General features: G+C 26.2%; 10 protein-coding genes. 1 reads left to right on the forward strand and 9 read right to left on the reverse strand.

Translation table 4 applies throughout. The features are described 5' to 3' along the window. Positions 1-49 precede the first annotated feature (49 nt). Positions 50-262: a TM2 domain-containing protein gene (locus SAM46_RS03605; RefSeq protein WP_078747385.1), complete on the forward strand. Its 213-nt coding sequence runs from the start codon at positions 50-52 to the stop codon at positions 260-262. A gap of 136 nt (positions 263-398) precedes the next feature. Here the strand turns inward: SAM46_RS03605 and SAM46_RS03610 are convergent, their stop codons facing one another. The 9 genes from SAM46_RS03610 to SAM46_RS03650 all read right to left on the reverse strand — a co-directional run bounded on the left by SAM46_RS03610 (position 399) and on the right by SAM46_RS03650 (position 20744). Further along, the gene (locus tag SAM46_RS03610; protein WP_318635590.1) at positions 399-2045 is read right to left on the reverse strand and encodes an IS1634 family transposase; all 1647 of its coding nucleotides are present in this window, start codon (positions 2043-2045) and stop codon (positions 399-401) included. Between the two features lie 339 nt (positions 2046-2384). After that, complete coding sequence (locus SAM46_RS03615; RefSeq protein WP_318635591.1) at positions 2385-4046, reverse strand: IS1634 family transposase; 1662 nt, start codon at positions 4044-4046, stop codon at positions 2385-2387. Positions 4047-4228: 182 nt separating this feature from the next. Next, positions 4229-5203, reverse strand: a complete 975-nt coding sequence (locus tag SAM46_RS03620) for an ABC transporter ATP-binding protein (protein WP_078747367.1) — start codon at positions 5201-5203, stop codon at positions 4229-4231. Then, positions 5203-13656, reverse strand: a complete 8454-nt coding sequence (locus SAM46_RS03625) for an ABC transporter permease (RefSeq protein ID WP_318635592.1) — start codon at positions 13654-13656, stop codon at positions 5203-5205. Before SAM46_RS03625 ends, SAM46_RS03620 begins: the two co-directional genes overlap by 1 nt. Positions 13657-13938: 282 nt before the next feature. Then, entirely contained in the window at positions 13939-14832 is an 894-nt protein-coding gene (locus tag SAM46_RS03630; protein ID WP_078747388.1) for an alpha/beta fold hydrolase, read from the reverse strand. Between the two features lie 47 nt (positions 14833-14879). Continuing rightward, positions 14880-16988: an ATP-dependent zinc metalloprotease FtsH gene (gene ftsH, locus SAM46_RS03635; RefSeq protein WP_318635593.1), complete on the reverse strand. Its 2109-nt coding sequence runs from the start codon at positions 16986-16988 to the stop codon at positions 14880-14882. Between the two features lie 79 nt (positions 16989-17067). Next, positions 17068-17958 (reverse strand): tRNA lysidine(34) synthetase TilS, encoded by an 891-nt coding sequence (gene tilS, locus SAM46_RS03640; protein WP_078747222.1) that lies wholly within the window; start codon positions 17956-17958, stop codon positions 17068-17070. Beyond that, positions 17951-18511: an aminoacyl-tRNA hydrolase gene (gene pth / locus SAM46_RS03645; RefSeq protein ID WP_078747223.1), complete on the reverse strand. Its 561-nt coding sequence runs from the start codon at positions 18509-18511 to the stop codon at positions 17951-17953. The genes tilS and pth overlap by 8 nt, the downstream gene beginning before the upstream one ends. Position 18512: 1 nt before the next feature. Then, the gene (locus SAM46_RS03650; RefSeq protein ID WP_078747224.1) at positions 18513-20744 is read right to left on the reverse strand and encodes an ATP-dependent DNA helicase; all 2232 of its coding nucleotides are present in this window, start codon (positions 20742-20744) and stop codon (positions 18513-18515) included. Positions 20745-20866 lie beyond the last annotated feature (122 nt).

Here is a 20866-nt window from a genome sequence, read left to right on the forward strand (position 1 = left end):
TTGTTTTATAATTATATTAAATAAATGTTTATATAAAAGGAGTATTTTTATGATTAAAAGTAATAAAAGTTATGTAGCTCTAGTATTATTATCAATTTTCTTAGGCGCATTGGGTATTGATAGATTTTATGCTGGAAATGTATTACTTGGAATTTTAAAATTAATTACAGCTGGCGGATTTGGTATATGATACATAATTGATATAGTATTAGCTATTGTAGGTGCATTTAAAGACAATCAAGGATTATACATTAGACCTTAAACAATGAAGAAAAGATACCACATCATATGTGGTATCTAATTTTTTAATCTGTTCATTTCCTGAGTTTCCAAGTTAAATAATATTAAAAATCATACAATCCTACAAATAGAGCTGTATGATTTTTTAATCATAAAAATTACATACATAAAATATTATTTAATGCTTTGTTTACAATTTCATAATCTGATTTATTATCAGAGCTTTTATTTATAAATGTTTTTCTAACAATTTGATTATTTACCAATTCTTCAACCATAACAGCTGATTTTATTGATTCAATTAATCTATTATTTGTAAATTTATCAATTACTCCATATTTATGTAAATATTCATTAACTTTATATAAAGAGTATTTTAAAACTACTAGAGCTAAAAAAACATAATACAAAGTGTCCTCGAATATGTTTATCGTTTCACACATAAATTGGTCTAACATCAAGTGAGCTTTTAATGTTCTGAAGTTTTCTTCTATTTGTCATTGTTTATGATAAATATTTTTTATTTCCTCAGGTGATAAGTCCATTCTTGAAGTTTCATATACATAAATACCATCAAATTTCTTATCTTGTTCAATCTTTTCATAATTAAGAACAAAATTTATAGAGTCATTTGTTTTAAAGAACTTATATTTTTTAATTCCTATTAAATCTTCACCTTTAACAACACCATTTTTGTTTTGTTTTTTAATGAAGTTATTAATTAAAAACATCTCTGTCAGCTTTATCTTTTTTAGCTCTTTTTCACTGAAAGTTACAATTCTTCTTCTTTTATGTCCATTTAATCTCTTTTTATTTCACATTGACGCATATTCTTGTTCTTTATATTTAAATTCACCATTTTCAATTCAATCACTTTCATTAAAAATATATTCTTTAAATTGATTTGAGCCAGCTTTTGCACGATATGAAATTATAAAATCAATTCCTAATTGCTCTAAAAATCTGATGTTTCTGTTTGAAGACATACCTCTATCAGCTATGATGGTGATATTTTTAACATCATAAGTTTGAGTCATTTTAATGATAAATGGAATCATAGTTGAAGCATCCATTGTATTACCTTTGAAAAGCTCAAAATGTATAGGAATACCATTTGAATCTGTTGCCATACCTAATACAACTTGATCCTCTTTGATTTTTCCATCTTTAGAATAACCCGGAAATCTTAAACCATCTCTTTTGAAAGTTTCAAAATATACAGTTGATGAATCATAAAATACTAATTCAATTTCTCTTTTTGTCTTTTCAGAAATAACTTTGTTAACTCTTTTTAAAATGTCGACTTTATAATCATCGAGTAAATCTAAAACATTATAAAAAACTACTTTTTTTAAGCTTGATTTCACTGATGAAATCATCTTTTTATTGAATGTCTGAATAATGCTGTCAGCTTGTATGATTCTTGAGGAAATAAAATATTCCAATAATTGTTCTAGCTGTTTATGCTTGGTTTTAGGTAGTGAATTAAATATTTCTAATTCTTTTATAATTGAATATAAGTTTTGAATGCCATAGTTAACTAATCTATTTTCAAAATATCCATTATTTAAAGAATTAATTAATTGTTCTTTTACATATTCTTTTTCAGAGTCAATCGGAATCACCTTTGCATTTTGCTTTAATATATCCAATGCATTAGGATTTAATTTCTCAAGTTCTTCCAAATATCCTAAACCAACAATTCTTTTATATCCTTTTCCAAAACCTAAAGTTTTACAAACTGATAAATATATTTTGTCTTTGTTTTTACTTTTCATTATATGTAACTTAGCTTTGCTTTCCATATAATTATTATACCACTTTATGAATGTAATGAATATATAAAAAGTAAAAATTTTTTTGTTGTTTTATACTATGTATAAAAGGCGTCGAAAATTAAATAAAAAGAGCTTCCAACTTGGAAACTCAGGAGGATTATACATTAGACCTTAAACAATGAAGAAAAGATACCACATCATATGTGGTATCTAATTTTTTAATCTGTTCATTTAATATCTTTAGGATGAATTGTGCTGTGGTTTGATTTAATTTTATCAATTCTACCTTCCTATGTTTCCAAGTTAACAAAGTGAAAAAATAAATAGCTCTACAGTGTAGGGCTATATTTTTTGACATAGTGAAAATTACACAGAAAAACCATCAGATACAAGCATTTTTATTTCTCTGTATAACTCAATTTCATTTCTAAATATCTCATTATCTCATGAAGATGAATAAGTAATTTTGCCATCAACTTTAGTGAAGTTTATGTTAGCTACTTTTATTGATTCTATTATTTGAGATGGAGTAACTCTATCTAAAACACCTCATTTATCTTTTTGCTTATGATTTATATATCAAGTTAAATAATTTAATACAACTAATCCTAAAAAACAAATGGTTATATGTCCAAAAATGTGATTATCTGTTCTTACATACATTGGTCTAGCATCTAATGTTGATTTAAGATCTCTGAAATTTCTCTCAATTGTTCATTGTTTTTTGTATATATCAACTATTTCTCTTGCGGTTAGGTCATATCTAGTTGTTTCGAATGCGACATAACCATCAAGTTTAGCATCTTCTTTTAGCATTTCTACATCTATTGCAATCTTTGATTCTTGAATTTCTTTGAAGAATTTATATTTCTTATAGGAAATCATACTTTTTGCTGTTGCTGTACCGTCTTTTCCTTTGATTTTGTCAAATCTATCGAGCACTTCTTTTCTTAATATCTTGTCTCTTTTAGCTTTTCAAGTGTCATATATAATAATTCTTCTGTATTTTATTCTATTTTCTGCTCTATCATCTACTTGTTGAATTTCTTTATATAATAAACCATCAACTTTTTGGTAATCAGTTTCACTAACTACATATTGCTTGAATTTGTGTGATTCGCCTTTCAATCTAATAGGAAAAATATAATGCATATTTTGATACTTTACATAATCCTTATTTTGTGCCGAATTCATTCCTTTGTCTGCAACAACAGTTACATTTTGTAAATTGTATATTTCACTTAATTCATGAATTGTAGGGATAAAAGTTTTTTGATCAGCTATATTACCTGGTAATAAAACAAAATTTAATGGTATTCCGTTTGTGTCTGTTACCATACCTAAAACTACTTGATCTTCTTTAAATTTACCATCTTTAGAATATCCAGCTCTTTTTAATGAAAACTTTTCTTTTAAATTCTCGTTAGCATTAACAAATGTTTCAAAATATAGAGTTGTAGCATCCAAAAATATCAAATTTGCTTCTCTCTTAGTTGATACATTCATTTTTTCATTTATGTTCGCTACTAGTTTTTGTTTGTTATCTGCAACAAAGTCCAAAAAGTTGTAAACTGTTGATTTTTGAATGTTTATTTCATTTACATATTTATCTTTCAGATTGAAACTACGAATTAAACTCTCGGGTTCTAATATTCTTTTTGCTATTAAAAACTTAAATATTTGTTCACATTCTTTTCTTTTACCCGTATTGATATCCTTAAATAAGTTGATTTCATCAATTACTTTATAAAGTAATTCAATCCCTACATTATATGTTCCGATTTCTATTTTAGATGTTTCAAAATATTCAGCAACTTTATTCTTCACATAGTTTTTATCAGCATCTAGTGGTAAACTTTCAGCAATTTTCTTAAGTATAGAAATAGGATCATTGTGTTTTGTAGATAATTTTGATAATGAACCAATACTTATGCTTTTATCGTATCCTTTACCATAACCGGCTGATATCGCTAATCCAACATAGTAATCATCTTTTTTCTTTGTTTTTGTAACTAATCACTTCTTCATATCACTAATATTTTACCATTTTTCTGTGTAATTATGTAATAAAAAAGATAAAAAAATTATCTCCTTATACTATGTATAAGAAGACATTAACTGATTGAAAAAATAGGTCCTAACTTGGAAACATAGGATTAGACCTTAAACAATGAAGAAAAGATACCACATCATATGTGGTATCTAATTTTTTAATCTGTTCATTTAATATCTTTAGGATGAATTGTGCTGTGGTTTGATTTAATTTTATCAATTCTACCTTTTTTAACATAAAAGATTCTATCAGCTATTGGTTCAATTATCGGGTTGTGAGTAACCATAACAATAGTAGTTCCATATTTTTTATTAATATCATATAAATATGAAAGAACTATTTCAGTTGTAGCTTCATCCAAAGCACCAGTAGGTTCATCAGCAAAGATAATTTCAGAATTTTTAGCTAGAGCTCTTAAAATCGAAATACGTTGTTGCTGTCCCCCAGACATTTGTGAAGGGAACTTATTTTTAATATCTTCAATTTCAAACTCTTCAAACAATTTATTTATATCAAGTTGTTTTTCTTTATCTTTTTGTAATCAAGCTCCAGTTTCCACATTATCATAACCATTAAGGTTTTGTAATAAGTTGTAATTTTGGAAGATAAAGCTAACATGTTTTCTTCTAAATAATGTTAATTGGGTATCTGACATATAAGGTAAATTTTCATCACATACTATCACATCACCACGTGAAGGTCTATCTAGTCCTGATATAAGGTTTAGTAAGGTAGATTTTCCGCCTCCTGATTTACCAAATATCATGACAAATTCACCTTTTTTAATATTTAATGATATGTTTTTCAGCACACGTGTAACATTATTACCAGCTAAATAGTATTTTGATACATCTCTAACTTCAATAATGTTATCATCTGTATTCTTTAAATCTTTATGATCGTCTTTTACTCTCTTTTTGTTAGCAGCTTTTCTTAATTTTTTAGCAATTGATCTATCGACAGTAATTTTATTAGCACCGCCATCAGAGTCTAAGACTTCAAAAACATTTTTAACTGTAATTTTAGTATCAGCAGTTTTTTTAGTTAAAACAACTTCTTCTAATTGAGTTTCTAATGTATGCTCTTGTGTTTGTGAGTTGTTTTTTTCTTTTTCATTATTTTCTTGAGGCATTATTTTCCTTTCAATAAATCAATAGCTTTTACTTTATTAATCGCAAATCATGCAAGTGAAGCAGTTAATATAAATACTAATAAAATGACTCCAATTGTTAAGAATGCATTTGCAGCTGTAATTGCTAGTGGAATAGCAATATGGGCAGCTGAGGTTAAGAATGAACTGAATATAGAAATTAATCCATAAGCTATCGGAAGAGAGATTAATATTGAGAATAGAATAAATGGTATATAGATACTGAAGAATATTCTTAATTTTTCTTTTTCACTGTATCCAAGCACAGCTCAAATAGCAATATTCTTTTCATTTTCATTAATTAAGATTGTAGAAATAATTACAAGAATAACTATTGATACAATAAATGTAAGAATTGAAATAATTGATACAACAATTTGCACTGTTTTAGCTATAGTCATAGTAAAGTTGATTTCAATATCTTTTGAATCAATTGAAGCAGCTGATGGTACATATAATTTATTTTCAAATATACGAGCAAATTTTTCTATGTACTTAGTTGCTTCAGCTTTAGCTACTTTATAACTTTCTTGCAATGCATTTACATCTGAACTGCCTGAATATTGTGGATTAAAGAATTTGGCTATTTCTTCATCGCTATATCCTATATTTCTCATTGCTCCATTTATCTTAGAGTTAGCAACTGTGGTAGTTGAACCAAAGATTCCGTCAAATAATTCACCAATTGATTTATCAGTTAAGCTTTCAGTATCAAACGAATCAACACTTGGTCAATATCCACTCATTGAGTAAAGTGAAGCTGAGTTTAATATTTGCATTGGTAATGGGTTATTTGATAGCACTCCATTGAATGGAACACCATTTTGGTAAGCGGGATTATATGTTAATTGAGTTAATCCAAGAATATTATCTGCGGCATTCTTAGGAATAATAAATTCATTATTAATATATGAAGGATTTATTCCACGAATTACAAATTTATATATTTTATCTTTTAATTTTTCACCTGAAGTTTGATTTATTTCTTCATCTAAAACATTTTTGTATCTATCTACGGTGTTATTTGGTTTAATTTCGATACTTTGTCCAACTTTTAATCCATATGATTGCGAAACAACTTCATTAATAATTAGCGGAATTGCTTCAGCATTAGGATTTTGATCATACTCATCATTAATTTTCTTTAATAAATCTTGGCCATTTGAAGCAATTATTTTAACTTGTTTTGAATTTGGTAAATATCCATATAATCTAACATTTAAATTATTGGCTTTTTCTTTAGAAGCTCAACCTTTAATAGATGTTATATTTGCATCTACATAAGAATATACTTCATCTCATTGTGGGTTAAAGTATAATCCACCAAATGAAATAAAGAAATCATTTATAGTTTCTGCTTTAGGATTTTTCTTCAATAACTCATCATTATTTTGAGCTATTTTTTTGTATCCGTTTACTAAAAATTGTCTATATTCATCTCTATATTTAGAGGTATTTATTAAAACAATATCATATGTTGTTCTTGAATTGTCTAATTTCATGTAGAAGAACTTACCATTCATTGGTACATCTTTATTTGGATAATATTGGAAGAATCCTTCTACACCATTTAATGTTGTTTTATCAACATCAACATTTCCATCTTTATCAAAGACTACTTGAGATTGTGTTTGCTCTAAAGCTTTTCCAACAATATCTCTAACTTTGATAATACGTGATTTTTGTGAATCTGGTAATGAGTTATAAACAGCATTTCATGGGTCAATTCCAACTACTGAATCAATTGTAATATTAATTGAGAATTGAGAAATTACATGTCCATCAAATTCGTTAGGATTTCCATTTTTACCATTTTCATTAACAGCAGTTGAAACTCCTGGTTTAAAGTATCCCGCTTTATATTGGTCAATTTCAGAAATATCTCCGATTGGTACATATAGATTATTTTCTAATTTACTTGATTCATATGGATTTATAGCTCCACCTTCAAGTGTTGGTGAATATAAATCAAATCTATAATTGTAATTTCTATTTTGATATGTTTTTTGGATTGATTCTTCAAAGACACCAAATGTGGCAAATCCAAATAAGGTTGTTAAAGAAGTTAGAATAATACTAATTCCAAATGAAGATAGTTTTCAGAAACTATTAAAGATTAATGAAGCAGAGAATTTAGTTTTAACACTACGTTTACTAAATCCTTGAGCATATTTCTTATAAGTTTCTCCGGTAGCAACTTCTACAATTCCACTCATTAAGTCAATTGATTTAAATCTTAATGAACGTAGTGAAACCACTATTATTAGAATCGACATCGCAAGTAATGGAATAACAATATTAACAACTAATGATACTCAACTAAAGTTAAGTGTTTCAATAGGGACAGTTCAATAATTATCTAATATCTTGATTCCAACACCTTGAAGTAAGAATCCAGTTAAGTAACCTATGACATCCCCAATAAATATTGTGAAGAATGCAAAAACGGTCATTGAAAGAGCAATTTCAATTGGTGTATAACCTTGAGCAACTAAAATACCAATTACTTTGTTTTTATTTGAAATATAACGTTTAATAATGAAAATAATTGAGATAGCCACTAAAGTAACAAGAATTGAAAGTAAAATTTTTGATGAATAATCAACAGATTTTACTATTCCTTTCATCGCTGTAATTCTAATACTTCTTTCAGGGTTAAGCATATCTAATTCATCATCTAGAAACACTCTTTGGAAGTCATCTTTAGCAACTGTTTCTTGTTTAATAATTTTGTCTAAATCCGCTTTTAATTGAATATTGTTTTTGTCTGTTGAATTTTTAACTAATAAATATTCTTTAACGACATTTCCTCTGTAGGCTTGTTTAATTCTGTCAAATCCTTGTGAATTTACATAAACAATAGCTTGTGATTTAGGATCTAATTGTAAATTAGCTTCATCAAGTACTGGATATATATTGTCATATGTTAAATCTTCTCCAATGATAATGTATTCTGAACCATTTACATTAATTTTGTAATCTTCAGGTAATTTATCTAATAACTCAACCATTTCATCTGGTTTTTTAGGAAGTTTACCTGAATAAATTTTCTTGTTATTTCTTAATAATCAAGCATAGTTAACCTTCGCAATATATGAACCAATTTGATCATATTTAATAATATTGGTCATTTTATTAGTTCCGGTAATTGTATCAATTGATTTTAAAATAACATCAATAATATCTACACCAAAAGGCTTGTAGCTAACATCAGGATTATTTTTCATTTCGTTGATTCATTTATAGAATAAATCATCATCTAATGCTAATGAAACTTCTTTTTCTTTTTCAAACACTGGGTTAACTACAGATGTTTTAATTGAAGCTTGTAATAATTGATAAATATAATCTGGTTTTTCTTTAATTAAATATTCATAATTGATTAATTTATTAGATACTAAGTATGCTAAGTTAGCATTATTTTTACCTAGTTCACCAACTTTATTAGTATCAGTTAAATATCATATTAATAATTCAGGATGGTTAATGATTAATAAATTAGAAAAGATAATATCTGGAACACCAGCTGCTACTAGTGAATTTTGTGTATTAAATTGACTATCAATTAAATATGAAATATATGGATAATATTTTTGTACCTTATCATTAGCTAATACACCGTTAATTAAATAGTAGATCACAACTGAGTCAGCGTTGTAAAATGGTGATATAAGTTTTTGCCTATCGCCCTCCGTTACATTGCTGTTATCTTTTGTATTTGCAGGCAGATTAACTTTCATATATAAATCAGAAGTACCAATGTATGAAAATGCTCTAGTTATATTAATTTCATTATTTTTAATTCAATCTTTAAATTTAATATTATCTTGAACAAATTGAGCCAATAGTGGATTTAAATAATTTCCCTCTTGATCTGTTGTAAAGAATTCATTTTTCATTGCAAATAAATTAGCAATTGAACGCGTAATACCAAATCCTGTTGTTTCATAACCAATAATATTTTCAGCAGCAGGTTGGAATAATTCAAAACTATTAAAACTGTCTAAAACTTGTTTGTTGTTAGCTAGAGCTAATAAATTATTTGCAAAATTAATTCTTTCTTCAAATGAAACATCGGAATTATCATTAAATATTTTTAATCAGAATTTATATACTCCAAAACCTTCTTTCATTGCATTAAATACATTGCTTTCTAGTTTTGTAGGTGTAATGAATTTTTCTAATACTTTTCTTAATAATGTATATGTTTGGTTTCTAGGGTTAAATTCAACATTTTTGTATCAAATAATTAAATCGGATAATGAAGTAGAAGAATTTAATAACGGATTAATTCCCGAAGCTTTTAGCATATCAAATGCTTCTAACATATCATTTACAATTTCATTAGCTTTATCTAATGGAATTGTTTGATTTGTTCTATTAATACCAAATATATCTTTAGCTAGATTTTGTAATTCTTGCGGTAATTTTGAGTAATTAATTTCATTTATTACATTATTATCTATTCATTGTTTGAATGTAATTAAGAAATTATATACATTTAAAAATGTATTATCTGTGTTAAATTTAACTACATTTTCATTGCTTTCTAATTTAAATGTATCTCTATTTTCTCTGTTTGATTTATTTTCTTGAGAATTTTGCATTCCTAAGAAATAGAAATAATCTAATTTATCAGAATCTGGTGCTGGTATTGTTAAATATTTGCCATCTGTAATAGCGATACTTTGTCCTTTAGAAGATAAATTAAGCATATCAATAATATTTTGCTTAAATTCATTATCTGAGCCAGGTACTGAGAAGAATGCATTTAATAATGCGTATATATAATCAATATTACTTAATGAAGCAGCCGAGTAGTATGATGAATACTTAGTGAAATCATTAAGAATAAAACTATAAATTGCAGTTGTTTGATTAAATTTCTCTAATTTTAATTTAGATTCTAAAGCTTTTGCAAATATTTGTAAATCAAACATTTGCACGAATTTTTTAACGCCATTTAATACATTTTGAAAATCACTTTGACCATCATTTTTATTATTAATTCTATTTATTAATCCTGTAACAATTGGAGACATATTTTTTAAAACTAAATAAAGTGGATTTTTAGTGTTATTTGCATCTTGTATAAAGTTAAGATTTATATTATCAATTAATTTAAAGATAGCTTTCTTAGCTGAATCTTGATCAATTGATTTAAATAATCAAATAAACATTTGATGCATAGATAACTTTTGTTGTCTTATAATTGTTCTTTTATTGCCACTTTCATCTATAATTTCTTCTTCAATTTCATTATTATAAGTTGTTTGAAGAAATTCGTGAATATCATCAGTGAATTTAATAAAATCTATTGAGTTTATAAGGTCAATTATGCTATCAAGGAAAATAATTGGATCTTTTGAAAATTCAACTAGTGATTCAGGTGATATAAGTTCTGATAATTGATTCTGACCCATTAATGATAAAAGATTGAAAAGAGATTGAACTTCATCAGTTAAATATTTCTTTCTTTCTTCTACTGTTGGATATTGTGAAACTTCTTCTCTAACTTTTTTAAATATTCCTACAAGGAATTTATTTACATAATCTCCATTTATATTGTGAGACATATGATATAAAGTATCAATTATAATTTTCGAAACTGCTGATAAATTAATTGTTCCAGAAGCAAAAACACTGGCGAAATCATTTAAATCAAATGAATATTTAACAGCTTCAGTAAATGCATAAACTACATCTTTTTGAATAAATCCTTTTTTAATTAAATCTGTGTCTAATAAAGCTCTTTGCATATTTTCAACAGCTATTGACATAGATTTTTGATTTATTGCTTGTGCTAATATCTCACTTAATGGTCCTCTATATCCAAACGGAATATAAACAGCATTTTCATATTCAGATGATTTTTCTACTCAACCATTAGGGTTTAATTTAGCTTTAACCGTTCACTTATTATCTTGTAGGAAATATTTTACATCCAATTCTTCAATTAATCCATTTCCACGTTTAATACTATCATCACTTGAAGATGTTTCATCAGATGCTAATGGTACATTAACTCAAAAATCAATGTCTTTTTCATTTTCTTTATAAATTGCTTTTAATAAATATAGATATCAATTTGGTCCTATCTGAAGTCCGATAATACCATATCCATTAAATACATTGTAGTCTGATTCTGGTGTGTTGTCATTTGCGTTTTCAACATAATTTGCTAATTTAAAAACTTTTCTTCCATAAATAACATCTTGTTTCTTGTTTGCATCATTATAATCAGTGATAATAACTTTATCATATGAATAATCTGTTTTAATATATTCTGGGAATGGAACAACATTTCATGAAGAATTAACTAAAACTTTTGCTGCTATATCATAACTTAATTGTTTTGTTTTAAAGTAATTGTCAATTTTTAAAGACATTGAATTAATTTCGGTTGGATTAGAGATTTCGTTAATTAATTTGTTAATGTTGTTTGAAATACCATTTATTTTTCCGTCTTGATCCCCAATATTGATAAATTGGAATACATTTTTTTCATTAGTTTTATCATTAAAAGCATCAATAGTAAGTTGTTGCTTAATACCTATATTATTTTCGCCAACTTGTTCTTTAACTTTTTCATAAATGTTTTTCTTAACAATATTTAAAGCACCTGTTTTAATCTCATTAAATGTTTGACCTAATATATTTTTATTAACCAGTCTTTCATAATTATTATATGTTAATGTGTCTTGGTTAAATCCTTCTAAGTCAGCTATTGTTCTTGGAGTTTCATATCTAAATGTTTCATAGTTAGGAATATCGGTTCCACTATGCATATTAAAATCAGGTAATTTTAATGTTTTAATATTATAATTGTTAATCAGATTCTTAATATCTGCAGTAAATTCGAAATACTTTGTCTTTAATTGATCATAATTAGGATTTTCAATTCCTTTTAATTCGACGCTATATTTATTAATAACTTCTAATAATTTCACAGATACTTCTTGCAGAGATGTATCTGTTTTGTTTTTATTTATAAAATCTTGAACAAGAATAAAACTCTTACTAATTGAATTTTTTAAATAAGTGAGTTTTTCTTTATCCACTTGTGCTACTCCATATTGTTGTTCAATTGGTGCTAGCATTAATTTTTTATTTAATACTTCTTCTTTTGAAACAACAGGAGATTGATGTGATACTTGCTCAGATTGATTACTTAAAGTTCCATCAGTATTAAATTTATATAAATAACCTGTTATGTCTTTTTCTCAATATGAAAAATTATCGAAGTTTTTAGGAATTTTTTTACCTTCTGGATTATTATTAATTAAATATTCCATAAACCCTACATAAGCACCTTCTCATTTATCTTTGTAATCAGTGTAAGTAGTTTGGTAAAGTTTTCTTTGGTAATATGTAACCACTTCTTGTTTAGCGGCTCATTGTAATGGCACATTATATTTTGTTCCGTGTTTAAAAGTAAAATATTCTGGTTGTAGGGAACTAACATACTCATTTTTAAATAAATCGTTATATTCAAAATTCAATTTAATTTTAGATTGAATTAAATTTTGAATATTATTTAAGTTATCATTTGATTGAAATAATGTTGGTGTTAAAGAATTATCTCTAACAAAAATATAATCTTTACTTTGATATTTATTAAAACCTAATTTTTCTGCATAATTACTTGGGGCAACTTCAATAACTGAAGCTGTTTTTTTTCAGTTCTGCCCTTTAGATAAATTAAATGTAGCTTCTTTTGTATTTACATTAATGAACATCATTGGTAATTGTGATGCAATTATTTCGTTATTAGATGGATTAGTTACATAAGCAATATCGTTTAATTTGTATTCTTTATCAAAATGAATTTGATCTGTGTTTAGTAATTTATGTTCTGTCTTGTATTCAGTAAATTTATTATCTGTATTTTTCTGATAAAGCGGAAAAATATAATCGTTGTTTGTTAAAACTAATGTTTTGTTTGGAGTAGAGTAATCAAGTTTTAAACTTGTATAAGCTTCATCATCAGATTTATTTTGATTATACATTCTGATAAAATCGCTTCTTTTAATATATTTATCTTTAGTATCTTCTAAATTGACAAAATTACTTAATGAGATAAAATCTTGATCTAATTTACGTAAATCTATAACATTAAATATTTTTTTATAATTATCCTCTGCGTATAAAATTGGTTTATTATAAGCTTCAGGTAAGGCATTAGCTTGAGTTAAACCATTTATTAAATAACCATCATTATAAGCTTTAGCATTGGTTGATAAATTAAGATCAATTGTTAAATCATGTGCTACAGATTGATTCTTAATTTTGTTATATTGTAATTTCATTGACTGAGCAGTATCGTGAAGCAAAGTAAAAATTCCTGATGTTAGAAACACCAAGATGGTTAATCCTGCTACAGTTGCTTTATTTTTGAAAAGTGATCTAAAAACTTCTTTAAACAGATTTTTCATATTACTCCATTCTATAGCTTATAAATAATATTTAAAATTATAGCTTTTTTTATTCCATATATTACTTAAGCATATGGAAACAATACCATATTGTTAATATATTTATATAATTACTTTTAGCACTAAAATATAGTTATATTTAAATATTGTCTAATCTAGATTTATGTGTCTAATTTCCTTTATTAAAACTTTTGATATTTTTTTAGATACTAATTTAATAATTTTTTAATTATTATTCATCTCCTAAGAAAATAAAAATAGAGGTTAAAAACCTCTATAAAATTACTCATTAATAAATGAAATAATATCATCTATAACAATATCTTTTATCTCTTCATTAAGTAATTCGTGTCTACAATTTGGATAATCAATATATTTTATTTTACTAAATCCAGCTTTTTGTAAATATTGTCTTGATCGCTTAGCACCTTTTGCATATCCTGTACATGGGTCACCAGCACCTCTTATCATTAAAATTGGAATATTATTAACATCTTTGTAATTGTTTACTTTCTTTAAATTATTAGTTAAATGGAATAAATCTTTAAAAGCAGAAATTTTAAACCCAATCCCACATAAATCATCATTTAAGTAATCATCCACATTTTGTGGATTTTTTGATATTCAATCTACTTTGGTTCTAGGATTTTTTATTTTTTTATTAAATGCTCCAACTGATAAATAATTGATAAATGGTGAATAAGTAGCTGCACCTTTAAAATATTGCCAACTGTGAGATAAAGCTATTCCTACAGGTGTTAAAGTAAAGTATGTTGGATATCCAGATAAAATAACTTTAGCATATTTATTTGATTCAGTTTGCATTAAATTTCTCGCAATTATTGTTCCCATTGAGTGAGCAAATAAAATAACTTTATCTATATTAAATCTTTTTAGATAGTAATTTGTGATTAATTTATAATCATCTAATAATACTTTATCCCCATGTTCTTCAGCAAAGAAACCTCTAACTGGTGCGTTTTTACCATGTCCACGCATATCACTAGTTAATACAGTATATCCTGCTTGATTTATTTTAGAAACAAAGTAATTGTATCTATCTTGGTGTTCTTCCATTCCGTGTATTATTTGTACATAGCCTTTTGGATTTTCTACTTCAAATAAATGAAGTGATAATTCATAATTATCATGACTTTTAAGAATAATTTCTTCCATAATTGTCTCCTAATAAAAAGATTGTGATTTCTCACAATCTTTTTGTATTATTTATTATTGCGAGCTTGTTTTCTTGCATCTTCAATTTCTTTTGCTCTCATATCTAATCTAGCTTGTTCTCTAGCTTTATCTATTTCATGTTTTCTTAATAAGATATTTTTATCATCTTGTGATAAATTATCAAAATCTTGATTATTATTTTCTGAAGTCATTTTTATTAAATCATCTAGATTTAAAGGTTGCTCATTTTCTTCTTTTTTCTCGATTTCTCTTGGAGGAAGTTCTAGATTTTTAGCAATGTAATCAATTTCTTCAGCAACAATTGTTTCTTTTTCTAGTAATAAAGTTTTAATTAATTCTAATAATTTAGTGTTTTCTTTAATTACCTCTGAAGCTATTTTTTTAGCCTCTAACATTATTTTTCTAATTTCTAAATCAATTTCATGACTAACTTGGTTAGAAAGGGATGATGATGTAGCTAGTGTTTTACCTAGAAATGGTGAGCCTTCTTCTTCTTGGTATTTAATCGGACCTAAATCAGACATACCAAATTCAGTCACCATTCTACGAGCTATATTAGTTGCTTTGGCAATATCATCAGAAGCACCTGTTGAAATATTTTGTTCTCCGTAAATAAATTCTTCAGCTGCTCTACCACCCATAAAGCTTGCTACAGATGCTAATAATTCTGTTTTGGTGTAGTTGTATTTTTCATTTTCAGGCATCATTAAGTTATATCCACCTGCTTGGCCACGAGGAATAATAGTTATTTTTTGAACTTTATTTCCACCAGGAACTTTTATACCAACTACAGCATGGCCAGCTTCATGGTATGCAACCATTGTAAGTTCTTCTTTTGTAATTGTTCTTGATTTTTTAGCAGGACCTGCCATTACTCTATCAATTGCTTCATCAATTTGATCTCTAGTAATCACATTAGTTCCTTCACGAATTGATAATAATACTGATTCGTTAATAACATTTTCAAGTTGTGCACCTGAGAATCCAGGTGTTCTTCTTGCTACATTACTGAATGTAATATCTTTAGCAAATCTTTTTCCTTTAGCATGTAGTTTTAAAATAGCTTCACGTTCTTTAACATCAGGTAATCCTACTGTAATAACTCTATCAAAACGACCTGGTCTAGTTAAAGCTGGGTCTAAAACATCTGTACGGTTTGTAGCAGCTATAAATAATAGTCCTGAGTTTTCTTTTATACCATCCATTTCAACAAGAAGTTGGTTAAGTGTTTGTTCACGTTCATCGTGACCTCCACCAATACCACTACCTCTTGTTCTACCGATAGCATCAAGTTCATCAATAAATACTATTGCTGGAGCATTTTTTCTAGCTTCAGCTATTACTTGTCTAACTCTTTTGGCTCCCATACCTACGAATAATTCAACAAAGTTTGAAGCTGATACGAAGTAGAAAGGTACGTCAGCCTCACCAGCTGTTGCTTTAGCTAGAAGAGTTTTTCCTGTTCCGGGAGGACCGCCTAATAAAATACCACGAGGCATTCTAGCACCTGAAACTTCGTACTTTTTAGGATTTTTTAAGTAATCTACTATTTCACTAATTTCTTCAATTGGTTCTTTATTTCCTGCTACATCAGAAAATTTCTTATCTGTTTTAATTTTTTGTGCGGGAGATTGGTCACCAAACATAGAAGAACCTTGACCATTCATCATTTTCATTTGATATCTAAAGATAACAATCATTAAGATAATGAAAATTAATGTTGGTATGAAAGGTAAAATGTATGTTGAGAAGAATCCAGGAGTAGGAGCTTGAACAACATTTCATGCTTTGATAACATCTGAATTTGCAAGTATTTTTCCTAAGTCAAAACCTTGTCCTTTTAATATATCAGTAATAGTACCTACACTACCACCAGTAACAAAGTTTGAAACATAACCTTGGTTATTTACATATGAACCAGTTATCTGGTTTTGAAATGGGTTAAATATAATATCTTTAAATGTACCACCGTCTGGAGTACCAGCAGTAGTTAAATTATGAATAAAATCTGATGTAGATCATTGATTAGGTGCATTTAATTTATTTATTAATAAATAAATACCTATCGCTATTAATAAAATAATAACTATAGATGTAATTACTGAAGATCATATTTTTTTCTTTTTTGATTCCATAGCATCCTTTCTAATAAATTAATAATAATTATACAATGTTATTTTAAAAAATAACATTAGCAAATGTATTATTTACTTGCTAATGTGTAGGATTATTATTTATTTTTAACAAACCTTTTATTTTATAAATATAGATATTATCGGCTAATTTATATTTTGAGGTTCTGTTGTTTGATAATATAAATTGAACAATTGAATTTATTTTTCCTGAAGTTAAATTAATGTGTTCGTAATTTTTATTTATATATTTGTAAACTAATTTATTTTTATATTTTAGATTAATAAATTCATCTTGAGAAAAATTTTTATCTTCTCATAAAACAAATTCTGCATCTATTTTTTTATTAACATGATTTAGTTTTTTGTTTTTTGAAACAAAGTATAAATATCACATATTTTTCTTAAATGGTTGATTATGAAAAGTCATACGGATTTTATTTCTCGTATATTTTGTTCTAAAATTAGAAGAATCAATATGAAATGGTATTCTTTCATAAATACATCTGTGTGCTATATAATCTTTTCAATATTTGTTTACATATGGCCGATATACATTCATTCCATAAACAAAATTATGTTGTTTAATTCCATAAAAATCTTTTTGTCGGTTTGATTCGTATGTCATTAAAGCACTTTCAAAAAAATCATCTTTATTGTGGGCTGTTAATAAAACATCACAATTTTCTTTATCATAAATTTCTTTAAAGAATTTATAACGTTTTTCTCTCGCTCATTGTTCGAAATTACCTTTTTCATAGTCTTCTTTAGCTAATTCTAGAATAAAAAGAGGTATTTTGTTTTTATTGCAAAATTTCTTAACAATTTCAGTTTCAATAGAACTATCTTCTCTTTGATGGTAATTAACATGAGCTACTACTATATTTTGATTTTTATATCTATCTAATAGAAACATACTATCAGATCCACCACTAACTGCAATTAAACATTTATTATATGTAGGTTTAGGCATTTTTGCTTCTTGTATTATATTTATTCATTACAGTTAATATATCATTAAAAGCAAATGAAATCGCAGCATTAGCAGCTCTATCTAAAACAGGTTCTAGTATTTCCATTTGTTCAACAGTGAATCTTCCTAACACAAAATCTCTTAATTGAGATTCATGTGGTGTGGTAATTCCTATTTTTAATCTCTTAAAATCTTGAGAACCTAATTGTTGCACAATACTTCTTACACCATTATGTGATCCACCGGATCCACCTATTTTTATGGTGCTTTTTCCTAAGGGGTAGTCTTTTTCATCGTGTATAACCAAAATATCATCTGGTGATATTTTAAAGAAATTACATAAAGCAGCTACAAAACTTCCTGAATCATTCATATAAGTTAATGGTTTAGCAATAATTAAATCATCAACTTTTGCATAAACACCATTAAATTTATTTTTATTTAATTCAATTTGTAATTTTTTACATATTTTATCTATTGTTAAGAAACCTGCATTATGTCTTGTAAATTTGTATTGTTCACCAGGATTTCCTAATCCAACTATTAATTTCATATTATTCTCCATTTAAAAAGTGTGCAAAATGAGTTAATATTGGTTTTTCATAAACATTGCTTCTTAATATTACTTCATTATAATTTGTATCATTTGTTGTTACTATTACTAGATTTTTCATTGCTCTAGATGCAGCTGTATATAGTAGTTTTTTACTTAACATTCTTTTATGAGATGGGTGTATTAAGAAAATAATAACATCTAATTCACTACCTTGGAATTTATGAATTGTTGTTCCATATGCTAGTGAGACTTGTTCATTAAATTCAGCCTTAGTGTATTTAATTGTCATTTTTCAATTATCTTGTCTTTTGAATGTAACTTCTACACTAGCAATTTCTTTTTTCTTATTTTTATTATTTGTGTATGTTACATCACTTATATAACCTATATCACCATTACAAATATCTTCATTTAGTCTATTTTCTAATTGAATTACTTTATCTCCTATTTTAAAACTTACTGGACGACCATTTCTCTTATAAGATAAAAATGGTTCATTTTTAGGGTTAATTTCATTTTGAATTAATCTATTAATTTCAAATAAACCATTATCACCTTTATATGTAGGGCATAGTAATATAACATTTTCTAGGCCGTATTTTTTCACTTTATTTTTGTATATTTCAACAACTTTTTGATTAATATCTTGATAAGAAGCTTGGCATAAATCAACTTCATCTTTTTTAAATTCAGGATATCCATTATTTCTTATTTCATTAAAGTGTTTTCAAATAGATTCACAATCACTTCTATAAAATTCATTTAAAAAAGTTACCGGGAATTTTTTAGATTTTATAATTTCTCTTAATAAATCACCAGGTCCTATTGGTGGGAGTTGATCAACATCACCTATTAAAACAATTTTTTCAATTGAAGGGCATGAATTTAGTAATTTATCAAATATATTAATATCAACCATCGAGAATTCATCTATAACAATAACCTTAATATCTTTAAGTTTTTTAAGATATTCACTGCAAACTTCTTCATTACTATTTGCAATTTGTAAAAAGCTGTGTATTGTTCTAACGCGGTTATTAATTTTTGATGTGATATTCGTTGCCGCTCTTCCTGTTGGAGCTAAAATAGCATAATCAATACCATCAGCTAAATCACTTTTACTTAAAGTATCATAAATATGTTTAATAACAAATGTTTTTCCTGTTCCGGGTCCTCCTGAAACAACAGAAACATTTTTATCTATGAAATTGTAATAACCTTTTTGTTGATTTTCTGACAATTGATCTAATTCATATTCTTTTTTAGGTTTTAGAACTACGGAACATTTTTTCTTATTTAGATATTTTAATTTGTTTGCAATAAATTTTTCTTTATCAACAGTTTGTTTACGTGATAAATACACATTATGTTTTTGATCAAATGATTTAACTAATCTATCTTTTTGCACAAGATATTCTAAATATTCATATATTTTTTTAATATCATAATCAAAAATAAATTGTAGTTGATTAACTATATGATCATAAGACATTAGGGTTGAATTATCATTTTCTAATTGTTCCATAATATCATCTAAATATGCTTCAAATCTATTAATTGAAGCTAAATCTCAACCGATTTCAATAGCAAATTCGTCAATCACAGGTAATGAAGGGTATATTTTATTTAAATAAAGTGAATATGGGTTTTGATTTTTGTAATAATCAACAAAATCCATATCATCTTTTTTGTGATGTTTTTTAAGAACCTCTAATAAATCTGACATATTTCTTGAATAAAAGAATTGAATATTATTGTGTTCTTCATCAGAAACACCCATTAAAGCATTAATTCTTATTTTATTTTCTTGATAATACTTAACTAATGAATTTAATTGTTTTGATGTCATCACAGCTAATAATTGTTCTTCATTATTATCTTCATTTAATTGGTCAATCATTTTAAATAAATCATTTCCAAAAGCATCAATTATTTTTTTAGCTGATAATTTACCTATATTAGGCACATTTTTTGATATAAAATCTTCTCAATTTATATCTTTTTTCTCAATAATCGGTACAAAACTACTCAAAATAAATGAATTTTTATTTTTTGCACTTTCAGTTACTGTTATTTCGTAATCAGAAAATAAATCAGGTACATTACTTCTGCAATATACTGGATAATTCATATTTGAATTATTAGATTTGAATAATAAAAATGCCCAACCTTCTTCTTTTGAGCCACTTAAAATCTTTACAAATTTTCCTTTAAAAATTGATTGTGCCATAGTTATTTAAATTATAAAGTTTTATTTTTTCTATATCTAGAAAAATAATAAATATATTAATGTTTATAAATAAAAAGTTTTCCACATAGTTATTAACATTTTTATCTTGTGGATAACTAATA

Origin of the sequence: Mycoplasmopsis verecunda (genome assembly GCF_033546915.1) — a bacterium.
Taxonomy (GTDB): domain Bacteria; phylum Bacillota_I; class Bacilli_A; order Mycoplasmatales; family Metamycoplasmataceae; genus Mycoplasmopsis; species Mycoplasmopsis verecunda.